At 31.3% G+C, this 13061-nt stretch carries 16 protein-coding genes and 1 riboswitch (1 of these 17 only partly in view); of the genes, 9 read left to right on the forward strand and 7 right to left on the reverse strand.

Annotation, left to right across the window (positions count from 1 at the left end; translation table 11 throughout):
• Positions 1 to 71: 71 nt before the first annotated feature.
• A riboswitch (cobalamin riboswitch) is annotated at positions 72 to 245 on the forward strand.
• Between the two features lie 127 nt (positions 246 to 372).
• The 7 genes from KQH81_RS01950 to KQH81_RS01980 all read left to right on the forward strand — a co-directional run bounded on the left by KQH81_RS01950 (position 373) and on the right by KQH81_RS01980 (position 5508).
• On the forward strand, positions 373 to 1386 hold the full coding sequence (locus KQH81_RS01950) for an ABC transporter substrate-binding protein (protein WP_099335455.1): 1014 nt from the start codon (positions 373 to 375) through the stop codon (positions 1384 to 1386).
• Between the two features lie 9 nt (positions 1387 to 1395).
• The gene (locus KQH81_RS01955) at positions 1396 to 2481 is read left to right on the forward strand and encodes a FecCD family ABC transporter permease (RefSeq protein WP_230028770.1); all 1086 of its coding nucleotides are present in this window, start codon (positions 1396 to 1398) and stop codon (positions 2479 to 2481) included.
• The gene (locus KQH81_RS01960; RefSeq protein ID WP_099335456.1) at positions 2481 to 3242 is read left to right on the forward strand and encodes an ABC transporter ATP-binding protein; all 762 of its coding nucleotides are present in this window, start codon (positions 2481 to 2483) and stop codon (positions 3240 to 3242) included. Before KQH81_RS01955 ends, KQH81_RS01960 begins: the two co-directional genes overlap by 1 nt.
• Before the next feature lie 97 nt (positions 3243 to 3339).
• Positions 3340 to 4233: a CPBP family glutamic-type intramembrane protease gene (locus tag KQH81_RS01965; RefSeq protein ID WP_230028772.1), complete on the forward strand. Its 894-nt coding sequence runs from the start codon at positions 3340 to 3342 to the stop codon at positions 4231 to 4233.
• 57 nt (positions 4234 to 4290) lie between these two features.
• Positions 4291 to 4515 (forward strand): DUF1659 domain-containing protein, encoded by a 225-nt coding sequence (locus tag KQH81_RS01970; protein WP_027638765.1) that lies wholly within the window; start codon positions 4291 to 4293, stop codon positions 4513 to 4515.
• 26 nt (positions 4516 to 4541) lie between these two features.
• On the forward strand, positions 4542 to 4766 hold the full coding sequence (locus KQH81_RS01975) for a DUF2922 domain-containing protein (protein ID WP_027638764.1): 225 nt from the start codon (positions 4542 to 4544) through the stop codon (positions 4764 to 4766).
• 163 nt (positions 4767 to 4929) lie between these two features.
• Positions 4930 to 5508, forward strand: coding sequence for a hypothetical protein (locus KQH81_RS01980; protein WP_027638763.1), 579 nt, complete (start codon positions 4930 to 4932; stop codon positions 5506 to 5508).
• 165 nt (positions 5509 to 5673) lie between these two features.
• Here the strand turns inward: KQH81_RS01980 and asrC are convergent, their stop codons facing one another.
• The 6 genes from asrC to KQH81_RS02010 form a co-directional block, all read right to left on the reverse strand.
• A complete protein-coding gene (asrC, locus tag KQH81_RS01985) occupies positions 5674 to 6723 on the reverse strand; it encodes a sulfite reductase subunit C (protein WP_027638762.1) in 1050 nt (349 codons plus the stop codon).
• A 12-nt stretch (positions 6724 to 6735) separates the two neighbouring features.
• Positions 6736 to 7530: an anaerobic sulfite reductase subunit AsrB gene (asrB, locus tag KQH81_RS01990; protein ID WP_230028775.1), complete on the reverse strand. Its 795-nt coding sequence runs from the start codon at positions 7528 to 7530 to the stop codon at positions 6736 to 6738.
• Between the two features lies 1 nt (position 7531).
• Entirely contained in the window at positions 7532 to 8563 is a 1032-nt protein-coding gene (asrA, locus tag KQH81_RS01995; RefSeq protein WP_074846222.1) for an anaerobic sulfite reductase subunit AsrA, read from the reverse strand.
• Between the two features lie 240 nt (positions 8564 to 8803).
• Complete coding sequence (locus KQH81_RS02000; protein WP_027638759.1) at positions 8804 to 9526, reverse strand: amino acid ABC transporter ATP-binding protein; 723 nt, start codon at positions 9524 to 9526, stop codon at positions 8804 to 8806.
• Positions 9510 to 10169, reverse strand: coding sequence for an amino acid ABC transporter permease (locus tag KQH81_RS02005; protein ID WP_027638758.1), 660 nt, complete (start codon positions 10167 to 10169; stop codon positions 9510 to 9512). The genes KQH81_RS02000 and KQH81_RS02005 overlap by 17 nt, the downstream gene beginning before the upstream one ends.
• Positions 10170 to 10199: 30 nt before the next feature.
• The gene (locus KQH81_RS02010) at positions 10200 to 11024 is read right to left on the reverse strand and encodes a transporter substrate-binding domain-containing protein (RefSeq protein WP_027638757.1); all 825 of its coding nucleotides are present in this window, start codon (positions 11022 to 11024) and stop codon (positions 10200 to 10202) included.
• A 284-nt stretch (positions 11025 to 11308) separates the two neighbouring features.
• Here KQH81_RS02010 and KQH81_RS02015 point away from each other — a divergent pair, with 284 nt between their 5' ends.
• Together KQH81_RS02015 and KQH81_RS02020 are read left to right on the forward strand one after the other, a co-directional pair.
• Positions 11309 to 11806: a GNAT family N-acetyltransferase gene (locus tag KQH81_RS02015; protein WP_099335457.1), complete on the forward strand. Its 498-nt coding sequence runs from the start codon at positions 11309 to 11311 to the stop codon at positions 11804 to 11806.
• A 34-nt stretch (positions 11807 to 11840) separates the two neighbouring features.
• Positions 11841 to 12293, forward strand: a complete 453-nt coding sequence (locus KQH81_RS02020) for a VanZ family protein (RefSeq protein WP_027638755.1) — start codon at positions 11841 to 11843, stop codon at positions 12291 to 12293.
• Between the two features lie 221 nt (positions 12294 to 12514).
• Here KQH81_RS02020 and cls read toward each other — a convergent pair whose 3' ends face one another.
• Positions 12515 to 13061, reverse strand: the final stretch of a protein-coding gene (gene cls, locus KQH81_RS02025) for a cardiolipin synthase (protein WP_035770742.1). Its footprint extends 890 nt past the window's final position; 547 of the gene's 1437 nt are visible here — the last part of the coding sequence; its start codon lies off the right edge, out of view — the gene reads right to left on this strand; its stop codon occupies positions 12515 to 12517.

A 13061-nucleotide genomic window follows, 5' to 3' on the forward strand; every position in this document is an offset into this window, starting at 1 on the left:
AATTTCTGACTTTACATTTATGGACATTTTTTAGCCAATATGATATATTCTCATAGAGTAAAGTATGATAATTATATATGAATGATATTGGTCATTAAAAGGAAGATGGATGAGATTTCCACACAGTACCGCTACTGTAATTAGGGAGTATTGATTAATTTATGTCACTGAGTTTTTGACTTGGGAAGGCTTAATTAATATTATGATCTATAAGTCAGGATACTTACCAATATTAAAGATATCGATACTCTTCGAGTAAAGAGTGATATTACAGTAGTTTAAAAACTACATTATTACTTAGAGTATCCTTATATATTCATAGAAATTATAATCTTTAACTAAATTATAATTTTGAATAAAAGGAGATTAACAATGAAAAAATCTAAAAAATTACTTACACTTCTAATGGGCTTAATGCTTATCTTTAGCTTTGCAGCTTGTGGTAACACAGCAAAAAGTGAAAATGTAGGAAAAAAGGACGATCCTTCTACTTCTAAATCTCATTATCCTGTAACTATAAAAACTTATAACTATAAAAAAGAACCTATTGAAATAACTTTTAATAAAGCACCTGAAAAGGTTTTTGCGGTATATCAAAACTCTATAGAAACGCTACTTGCTTTAGGTTTAGAAGATAAAATCGTTGCGGCAGCTGGACTTGACCATGACGTTAAACCTGAATTTCAAGAGGCTTTTAAAAAAATTAACTATTTAAAAGAATTTACGCCTTCGAAGGAAAGCGTTATAATGTCTGAGCCTGATTTTATACTTGGATGGTATTCATTATTTGCTGATAAGAGACTTGGAGATGTTGATTACTGGAATAATAGTGGGGTAAATACATATATGTCTTTAAACAGTGGTGTTGTTAAGGAGAAAACTATTGATAATGAGATCATTGACATCTTAAACTTAGGTAAAATCTTCAATGTAGAAGATAAAGCTCAAGCTTTAGTTGATGAAATCAATGGAGAAGTAAAAAAAGCTACTGATGCTACTAAAGGCAAGGAAAAGCAAAGTACTTTAATTGTTGAATTTTCTAGTGACAAAATTGTTACTTATGGTGCAAACACTTTAGGTGGAGATATGGTAACTAAATTAGGAGCTAACTTATTAAATACAGAAGGAAAAAATATTGGTAAAGAGGATTTAATTGAACTTAATCCTGATTCTATATTTGTAGTATATATGGATAGGGGAAATTCAGATGTTCCAAATCAAGAGATAAATAAAATCTTAAAAGACGACTCTCTTCAAAGTTTATCTGCTGTTAAAAACAAGAGAGTATATACAATTCCTCTAGGAGATATGTATTCTAGTGGTATAAGAACTGTAGATGGAATTAAAGCATTCTCAAATGGTTTATATGGAGATATAGAAAAGTAGTGAGTTATTATGAATAAACTTTACATAAAAAACAAAAAATCAAATAAATCTAAAGAAATACCTATGTATATAGGTGTTTCTCTTATTCTTTTAGTTTTACTTATAGCTTCAATTGGACTTGCTGTTGCAATTGGTTCTGTAAATATAACTATGAAAGAAGTTTATGATATTATATTATTTAAACTATTTAATATTGGAGATTCCACCTTGGGAATAGGCCCAAAAGCTGATGTTGTTTGGCTAATCCGTATGCCTAGAATTGTTTTGGCAATAGCAGTTGGGGCTGGTTTATCAGTTATAGGTATAGTTATGCAAGCTATTGTAAAAAATCCTCTAGCTGATCCTTATATTCTTGGAGTTTCTTCAGGAGCTTCCCTCGGTGCAACACTTGCTGTAATGCTTGGTTTCGGCACAGCTTTTGGCAGTAAATCTATTGGCATTATGGGCTTTATAGGAGCATTTGGGATTTCAATGTTAGTTTTACTTATATCAAATATAGGTGGACGTACAAATTCGATAAAGCTTTTACTTGCTGGTATGGCTCTTAGTTCCGTATGTAGTGCATTTTCTAGTTTTATTATTTATTTTGCTAACAATGCTGAAGGAATGAAGACAATCAGCTTTTGGCTCATGGGCGGTTTATCAGGTGCGAAATGGCAAGACTCAACTTGGATTTTCTTTATAGTAATTATGGGAACTATATTTTTTATGACCCAGTATAGAACATTAAATCTTATGCTTCTTGGAGACGAAGTTTCTATTACATTAGGTACAGATTTAAATAAATATAGACATGGTTATTTAATAGTAACTTCCTTAATGATAGGAGTGATCGTCTATGCTTCTGGTATGATTGGGTTTATAGGGCTTATTATTCCTCATGTAGTTAGAATGATTTTTGGAACAGATCATAAGAAAATAATACCTGTTGCAGCCCTTGTAGGTTCAATATTCTTAATATGGGCAGATGTACTTTCAAGAACAATTGTAAAAGGAACAGAAATTCCTATTGGAATATTAATTTCAATGATAGGTGCTCCTTGCTTTGTATGGCTTATGGTTAAAAGATCCTATGGCTTTGGAGGAGATAAATAATGCATATTGTAACTGAAGATATTAGAGTTAAAATTAATGAGTTTAATATATTGAATGGAATTAATATAGATGTCAAGAATAAAGAATTTGTAGGTATAATTGGCCCTAATGGAAGTGGAAAATCCACACTTTTAAAATGTATTTACAGAACTTTAAAGCCAAGCGGGGGCATAGTAAAATTAGATGACATTTACTTAAATGATTTATCTGTAAAGGAAAGCTCAAAGAAAATCGCTGTTTTATCTCAACATAATAATTATAGCTTTGATTTTACTGTAAGAGATATAGTTCTTATGGGAAGAGCTCCGCACAAAAAGTTTTTAGAGAGAGATTCAAAAGAAGATTATGATATTATGTATGATGCTTTAAAAAAAGTAGATATGCTAGATTTCTTAGATAGAAGTTTTCATACTCTATCTGGTGGAGAGCAACAACGTATAATTCTTGCTAGAGCGTTAACGCAGCAAACCGATTGTTTAATACTTGATGAGCCAACTAATCATCTTGATATTAAATATCAGCTTCAGATAATGAATATAGTTAAAAACTTAGGTATTGAAGTCATAGCTGCAATACACGATTTGAATATTGCAGCTATGTATTGTGATAAAATTTATGTACTTAAAGGTGGAAATATACTTGCTTATGGAAAACCGAAGGATATCTTAACCTCTGATCTGATAAAAGAGGTTTATGAGGTTGATGCCTATATAAGTGAGGACTCTTCAACAGGGTTAATAAATATTTGTTATAGATCATGATTAATTTGAAATAAAGTTTAAATCTCCTCATAGAGTTGTTAACCAATTAGGTATGAAAGTCATACTATGGAATATAGCAATTTTTAGGAGATTTTTTTTGAAGAGAAGAGCGTTTTTAAGCAATATATTTCTATTATTTTCTTTGATAATGGTAGTATTATTACCTTCAAAACCATTTAAAAGTCTCGATACTATGACCAATGGGAATATACTACAGTTTATATATATCTTTATGCCAGCAATGATTTATGCATCAATGAACGAAGATAGCAATGAAAACATATTTAAGATAAGAAAATTAGACAAGTCTCAGCTTATTAAAATAATAATTTTATCTATACTTATGATACCAATTACTACGTTCATAGCTAACGTAGTAAGCTGTTTACTAAATATGAATAACACGCCAGATGTATACTATGGGAAGACACCACTATGGTTTATATTATTTTCGGTAGTATTTATACCTACCATTTGTGAGGAGACATTTTTTAGGGGTGCCATCCTTCATGGATATCAAAATGCAGGAGTGTGGAAAGGTATAATAACTAGTGCATTTGTTTTTGGACTTTTTCACTTGAACTTATATCAGTTTTCATATACTTTCGTACTTGGAGTAGTAATGGCGGCTTCAGTACATTATACTCAATCAATATTGAGCAGTATGATTATTCATGGAGTAAATAATTTAGTTGCTGTAATTTTAACTTTACCATTTACGCAAAGATATACTATTTTAAATATCCTTAGAGATAGCTCTTTAGAAGAAATATCAGTTTTATTACCAATCTCTATAATGGCGATGATTGGGGTTCTAGCCATCTTAGGACTTTTATCTAAGGATTGCAGAGCTTACCTTCCTTTATACGAAAAAAAAAGAGGAAATAGTAGATGCCCCATTCATAGTAATAACCATATTTTCTCTCTCTTATATGGGATTAAAAATGTTTTTAATATTGAGTATGACTTAAAATATAGGGAATTTTTTTAAAAGGCGGATAAAACTTTTCCGCCTTTTTGTTATATATAAGTGAGGGGAGTGATGAACATGGCAGTTGAATCAACATTAATAAGCAGTACAGCTGTTATGAAAGTAAAAACTGGTACAAAGAATGGAAAGGACGTATTTAGAAAGGAAAATATAAACAATATTAATCCACTTGCAAAAGATGAGGACGTTTTTGCTGTAGTTGAGTCATTTAAGGGGATTATAGATTACAATGTGATTGATATAAACAGAGAAAACTTGTATGAATTGAGTAAGGCTGAGTAATAGAAACTATGAGAGGGGTATAGAATATGGGAGAAAGAATATTAAAGATGACATTCATAACAGAATCTGGGGCTAAGGCTACTGTAAGATTAAGAGGGATAAAAGAAGGTTTAGAAAATACAGATATAGATACAGTTATGAATCTTGTAATAACTAAGAATATATTTAAATTTAAAGGTGGAGCACTAGTTAAAAAAGACAGTGCGGTAATAGAACAAACTAATACTAAAAAGATCGAAATAACAGCATAATTTGTATAGTAATAGTAATAGTAATAGTAATAGTGGATAAGTTCCAAGTGAACTTATCCGTTTTTTTAATTTATAAAAAATCTAATAAAAAGACAGAAGAATACACTTCTACTTTCAAATTTAGTATAGTATAATATTGGAATAAAGAATTGGGGGGACGTCAATGAATAATAAAAAAAAGAAAATAAATGAGAGAATGTGGATTACAGGAATTTTAGCAATAGTTATTGTAAGTATATCTATGGTATATTTATATTTTTATTATAAAGTTCCAGTATATGAATATCCCAAAGCAGTTTCATCCTATGAAGTTGACAGGAAATTTAATCAAACACCAGATTCAACATTATCAGCATTTTTGAGGGCGGTATATACAAATGATGCTGACTTATGCAGAGCGGTTGTTCCTAGCAAGATATTCGATGATTACGGAGTTGACTACTATTATGGAATTTTCAATGATGCAAAGATTCAATACCTTTTAGAAGAAACAAATAAACAGTATAAAGCGGAATACGGTGATGAATGGTTTGAGAAAATGGAGGTTACAGAAGCAAAAGCAAATCCTATAGAACATAGTTCAAAAGTATCAGGAAGCGTAAAATCTACAGTTAATGGCAAGGATTTTAACTGGGATAATGCACTTATAGGATTTGATGATAGATATTCGATGAATTCAAGACTTATAAAGGAAATGTTTGATCCTCTTCTTGCAGATGAAACTAAGAGACCACAGCCATAGGATAGTTAATAGTGACATAGAGAAGAGTGAATAGTTATAGAGTGGCGGATTTAAGCAGTGAACTGATTTAAGGTGATTAGATAAAAGTATAAATTAAGCAGTGATAGAATTAAGATGAGACTTTATTTTATCACTGCTTTTTATTATTTAAGTAGTTAAAAGAGACTATTCTCTTATCGCTCTATTTGACTCTATTGTTTTATGCTGACTAATTGGCTTAACATTGAAGTTTGATCTATACTCTGTTTCTGCCCAGAATATATTTTCTGCAACTAATGCTTCGGGATTTAGGTCAACTCCATCTAAAATTATTTCTTTAAACTTATGATATCCTGCCCTGTCAATTAAGTGTCCGCCGTGTAGATATTCTGGCTTATAATCTAAAGCCCAAGCAGAGAACTTCTGCCAGTTTGCAAGCATACCTAGAACTACTTCTTCTGTAGCAAAGTTTATGAAAGTTTTACCCATTCTAGGAGTTTGTTTTCCAGTTCTACCACCTATAACAACTCTATAGAATTTTTTTGGGTTTCTTGTCCATGCACCAGCTGGACAGGCAATTACACATTCACCACATCCAACGCAGCAACAAGGGTCTTTATCTATTAGTCCTTTATCATTTAAGCTTAAAACTCTAGTTGCATGATGTTGGCAAGCCCTTACGCAAGCGCCACAGCCTATGCATCTTTCAGGGTGATATACCATTCTAGCTTGACCAATAATACCAAAGTCTTGGAAGTGAGCTTTTGCGCAGTCATTTGGACATCCAGCTATGGAAATTTTAATATGATAATGAGAAGGAAATATAAGTTTTTCTATTTTATCTGCTAATTCCTTTGTATTAGCATTTGCTTTTATACAATGAGTATTACCGATACAAGCCATAATATTTCTAGCACCAATGGTTGGATATCCGTTTTCGTCAATTGTCATATCACAGTTACATTCATCAACTTCAACTTCTTTTAAATAATTAGATATATATTTATTAACAGAAGGAATGTTCTCGTATTTAATACCAGGGATATTAAAGGTTTGTCTCATTCCTATATGAAAAGTCCCATCGCCATAAGTTTCAGCGATATATTGGACATCACTTAGATATTTTGCATTAACAATACCACCTGGAATACGCATTTGAAGCATGAATTCTCCTGGAACCTTTGACTGACGGAAACAGTTTAATCTAACTTTTTTAATATCTATATCATGATTCATAATAAATTCCTCCTAGTCTAATAAATTCTTAGCCTTAGTATAGTTGAATACAGGGCCTTCTAAACATACATAAGTTTCATCAATTCGGCAGTGTCCACATTTACCAACTGCACAGGACATTTTTCTTTCAAAAGACACCCAAATCTTTTCTTCTGGTACTCCAAGTTTTAACATTTCAATAGCAGTAAAATGCATCATTATAGGGGGACCTACTATAACAACTTCATAATTATCTTCAAAAGAATTTAGAGGTAATTTAGATAAATGATTAGTCACTAGACCTTGTTCCAAGCCTTCTTTTTCTCCAGAATCTAAAGTGTATATAGTATCAAATCTATCTTTCCATTTTGCTAGTTCATTTTTAAATAGTATTCCAGATTCATTTTTGAAGCCGAATATCAAGTTCAATGATTTTACATAGTTTTCTTCGTTATAAAATTTATTAATCATACTTCTTACTGGAGCAACACCTGTACCACCAGCTACTATAACTAAATGTTTATCTTTAAACTTTTCAACAGGCCAGCCTTTCCCATAAGCTCCTCTTAGAAAAATCTTATCTCCTGGCTGAAGATTAAACACTTCGTCTGTAACTTTTCCCACAGATCTTATAGTAAAATCCATATATCCAGCTCCAAATCCACTGACTGAAATAGGGGCTTCACCGATTTTAGGTAAAGATAACTGTAAGAATTGACCATGTTCAGGAACTATGTCTGTTGCAATCCTAAATGTATATTCTAAGTCAGTTTCATGAGTAATATTAAGTATTTCACATGCTTTAGGCGTTAATATATTGTTCTGCATATTATTTCCCCTCCATTATTTCATTTACTGCATTATTTACTTTATTAATGGTAGCTGTGATTGAGATGTGTTCAGGACATCTATCAGTACATCTTCCGCAGCCGACACACATATGCTCATCTCCAAACTGTTCTTTATAATCGTGTATTTTGTGAAGAACTTTATATCTCATTTTATCAGCTTTAGTAGTTCTAAAATTATGGCCTCCAGCCATTTCATCAAATCCATCTACATGACAAGAAGCTTGTACTCTTTTTCGAACACCTATTTTTCCTTCATGGTCATATACAATATCTCTAGTAGTATAGCAAGTACAAGTGCTACAAGCTATTGTGCAGCTTCCGCACTCAATACATCTCTTATTATATTCTTTCCACATTGGATGATTTTTTAGTTTTATTAAAGTTTCTTTATCCTTGATTTCAGGTATTTTTACTTCTACTTCATTTTTTTCAATAAACTTTAATTGAAAATCTTCTTCTTTTTTACCATGGAAGTAATGATTGAAATCTTCATCTTTTACTTGAAAAAGAAGGGATGATCCATTAAATCTAACTGCTAACGAATAATCATCTGTTTTATTGCTGTTCATTGATACACAGAAACAGGTATCAAATCCATCGATGCATTCAAGACAGACAAATTTGACTCTTTCTCGAATTCTCTTATAGAAGGAATCTTCAAAATTACCATTACTAAGATAAATGGTATCTTGCCTTCTCTGTGCGTTAATATCACAAGGCCTTGCAAATATCAATATTTTTTTATCATGACCTATTGAACTTTCTCTAAATTCATCTTCGGTAAAATAGTAAAGAGTTTGAGAAATAGGAGTTATAACTTCTTTTACTGGATAAGTAGATTTTTCTTTGAATTCAATTTCTTCTACAGTAGAAACCTCGTCATATCTTATTATATCTGTATCGGAGTAGCGACCTTGCTTTGCAAACCTCTTTGGTGCATAAATCTTGTATTCCTTTTTTAATTCTTCAAATAATGAGTTAACTTCATTTAATGAAAGGTTATATCCCATAATGAATACCTCCAAACTTGTTTTATTTTTAACGAACTTTATGGATTCATTATACTTCTCTGATATAATTATGTTAAATACTTAAAACTTATTATTATGATAAGTAAAAGGCTATGGATAAGACTAAATTTTTAAAGTGTACATGTATTTTGACATAAAAAGACACCCCATTAATTAGATTATATGGGTATTTTGAATAATCTAATTAATAGAGCTAACTTTTTGAAAATATGATATTTTTTAAAGTACTTTACTTAAAAACTCTTGAGCTCTTTCATTTTTCGGTGCTGCAAAGAACTCAGATGGAGTGGTATCTTCTAGAACTTTTCCCTGATCCATGAAGAGGACTCTATCGCCAACCTCTTTTGCAAAACCCATCTCATGGGTTACAACTATCATGGTCATACCTTCTCTTGCAAGGTCTTTCATAACATTTAAAACTTCACCAACCATCTCTGGATCTAGGGCAGAGGTTGGTTCGTCAAATAGCATTACATCAGGCTCCATAGCAAGGGCTCTAGCTATAGCTATTCTTTGCTTTTGTCCACCTGAAAGCTGTGAAGGATAAGCTGAAGCTTTATCCTCAAGACCTATTTTCTTTAAAAGTTTAAATGCTATTTTCTCAGCTTCTGCTTGAGATTTATTATTAACCTTCATAGGTGCAAGAGTTATATTTTGAAGTATAGTCTTGTGTGGAAACAAGTTAAAGCTTTGAAAAACCATACCCATTTTTTGTCTTAGTTTGTCTATATTTGTTTTCTTATTAGTAAGATCATTTCCTTCAAACTCTATGGTACCAGAAGTAGGCGTTTCAAGTAGATTGAGACATCTTAAAAATGTACTTTTACCTGAACCAGAAGGCCCAACTACAACTACAACTTCTCCTTTGGATATAGTAATGTCAATTCCCTTTAACACATGAACTTTTCCAAAGTTTTTTTCTAAATTACATACCTTGATCATAAGCTTTCAATCTCCTTTCTAGTAAACCAAGTAGTTTGGATAATGTAAATGTCATAATAAAATATATTAATGCTGCGACCAAAAGAGGTTCAAATGGCCTGAAGATATTTCCCCTTACTATATTTGCGTTATACATCAAATCATGCAGACCTATCATGGAAACTATTGAAGATTCCTTGATTACAACTATAAATTCATTTCCAAGGGCAGGTAAGATATTTTTAAAGGCTTGGGGAATTATAATATGAAGCATAGTTTGTCCATAGCTCATCCCTAGAGATCTAGAAGCCTCCATTTGTCCCTTATCCACAGCTTGGATACCAGCACGGATTATTTCTGCAACATAAGCACTGCTATTTATTGAAAGAGCAAGAATACCAGCTGTCATATCAGGAAGCTCAATACCTATAGATGGCAGACTGTAGTATATGATGAAAATTTGTACTAGCATAGGGGTTCCTCTTATGAACTCTACATAGACTGTTGAGATTGTCTTCAATATCTTACTGTTAGATAATCTCATAAGTGATAAAAATAATCCAATTATTGAACCGAATAAGACTGTGAAGAATGCTAATATTAAAGTAAGTTTTGCGCCTTCTAGAAAGAAGGGGCAATATTGAGACAAAAATGAAAAGTCCATAAAAATCCTCCTAGTTGTTAATTATAAAATTTATTTATTCATTATTTTCTTTGCTTCATCAATGAACTTATTGATTGAGCCATCATCTACTAATCTCTTGATTGTTTTATTAACTTGTTCAGTAAGATCAGAATTACCTTTTTTTATTGCTACTGCGCATCCGCCATCGCTAAGGTCTTGTAATTCAAAAGGAACGACTGCAAGTCCTTCATTATTTTTAACATAAGCTTCGGCTACAACACTTTCAACAACGATTCCTTCAACTTTTCCAGATTGAAGAGCAAGTACTAAATCTGTAACTTTTCCAAGACCTTTAAGCTTGGCACCTGTTATTTGAGATTCAGCTATTTGATATTGGATAGTTCCTTTTTGTGCTCCGATTTCTTTTCCATATAATGATTCAACAGTAGTGTATTTGTCTTTATCTGCTTCCCTAATGATAACTGTTTGAGGTGCTTTAAAATATATATCTGAGAAATCCATGTTTTTTCTTCTTTCATCAGTAGGATTTATACTAGCTATCCCCATGTCTACTTTTCCGGCTGGAATAGCATTAAGAACACCATCAAAGTCCATATCATTTATTTCAAGCTTAACTCCTAAATCTTTTGCAACTTCATTTGCTATAGACATTTCGAAGCCAACTATTTTATCTTCGCCATTTATTGTAGCGTGGAATTCATATGGTGGATAATCTGCAGATGTTCCAACAACTAACTTTCCAGCTTTTTTAATTTTGTCAATTTGAGATTCAGAATTTGCAGCATCAGCTTTTTTACCACAAGCAGCTAGTCCCAAACATAAGCTCCCAATCAAAGTAAGTACTGCTATATTTTTTAATAGATTTTTTTTCATTATTTATATCCCCCTAGTCATTTATTCTATGTGCATAATTATACAATAATAACTTATAAATATGCAATAGGTTATTGAGAAAAATTAATAAATATACGAAAAACGAATAAAATACCTATAAAAACTGTATAAAATGTTAATGATAACGTATTAAATATACAAGGAAAGTGCATAATTAATAATTTTTATTTATGTACATTTCATAATAAAATATTAAAAATACATATAATGCAATCATCAGTAAATTAAGTCGTGTATAATTAGTGGATAAGGAGTTGAAAGAAATGCCGATTAAGAATATTTCTCAGATTGAGGTTATAAATATTGATGATACATTAAGACTTAGAAAATTCGATTATAAATATGATTTTGCATTACAGTGGTATCAAGATGAAGAATTAGTACGTTTAGTTGATGGACCCGATAGTGAAATTTATACATTAACAAAGCTTAAAAGAATGTATGAGTATTTAAATAATAAAGGTGAGCTTTATTTTATTGAAATAAAAGAAGGCGAAGATTTTGTACCTATAGGAGATGTAACTATTTGGGAGGATGATATTCCTATAGTTATAGGAAATAAAAAATATCAAGGACAAGGAATTGGTAAGAAGGTTATAGCTGCTTTAATTGAAAGAGGAAGAGAGCTAGGTTTCCAAACAATGAAGGTAAGAGAAATATATTCTTACAATATATCATCTCAAAAACTTTTTAAAAGTATGGGATTTATAGAAAGCGGACAAACTCCATTGGGAAGGAGCTACTGTCTTCAGATAGATTAGATTTTAAAAATACGGAAATTGGAGGACCATGTTAATGAAGAAATTTTTAAAAGAACATTATAAAATCATTTTAGTGTTAGGCTGGATGCTTATAATATTTTTATTCTCTGCAACTCCGGGAGAGGAATCTTCAAAGCAGAGTCAGTTAGTTATTGATGTATTAACTACATTAGGAATAAATGTAGAAGGAACATTTGGAGAATTTGCAAGTTTTGTAGTGAGAAAGAGCGCTCATATGACAGAGTATTTTATTCTATGTGGGCTAGTATATAATGCTATTAAAGATAAATTTAAATGTTTAAAAGTATTCCTTTATCCTTTGGTAATAAGTTTTCTGTATGCATGTACTGATGAGTTTCACCAGTATTTTGTGCCAGGAAGAGCAGGTGCATTTAAAGATGTAATGATAGACACTACAGGAGCTGCTATATTTATTCTAGGGCTGTTTATAATTAAGACTATAAAGAATAAGAGTAAGGATAGTTAAAAGTTATCTAGTGAAGAGATAAGAGTTTGGCAGAGAAAAACGATTGTGGGTGTTTTGATTTTAACTTCAATTTTATATTGTTTTTGGTGAAAAATTGTATAGATAAGAAATATAAAAAGAGAGTAGATAAATTTGCTTTTTTACAAATTAATCTACTCTTTTTCATTTGAATTGTTTCTAAATTTTTAAATTTAAATCCACACCTCAGTTCTTTGCTCTTGCTATAAAATAGCTGAAAAAATTCTAGCTATGCTTTCTATCATTTGCTGTAATTTATTTGATGAATTAAATTCTTCTGAAGTCATTTTACGGCTGTTTTCTAAATCCACAAAGAAATCATTGTCTAAAAGTTTAGTGGTTTCTGAATCATATATTATTGAGTTTATTTCATAATTTAGTTCATAGCTTCTGATATCCATATTTGCAGTTCCTAAAGAAGATATAAGCCCATCAATAGTTATAGTTTTGCTATGCAGAAAACCGGAATTTTTATAACCATAAACTTCAGCACCGCAGTCCACAAGCTCAGATAAATAAGTCTTTGAAGCCAGAAATACTGTAATGTGGTCTGGAACCGATGGAACTATTAACTTGATTTTCACACCACTAAGGGCCGCGACTTTAAGAGCTTCAATGATACTCTCAGGAGGCACAAAGTAAGGTGTTTCTATGTAAATATGATCTTTTGCCATATAAATAAGTCTTAAAATAGATTGCATTATAGAGGAATAAGGAGAGTTAGGACCGCTCACGGCAAGCTGCATGGCA

Origin of the sequence: Clostridium cadaveris, assembly GCF_020911725.1 — a bacterium.
Lineage (GTDB): Bacteria > Bacillota > Clostridia > Clostridiales > Clostridiaceae > Clostridium_X > Clostridium_X cadaveris.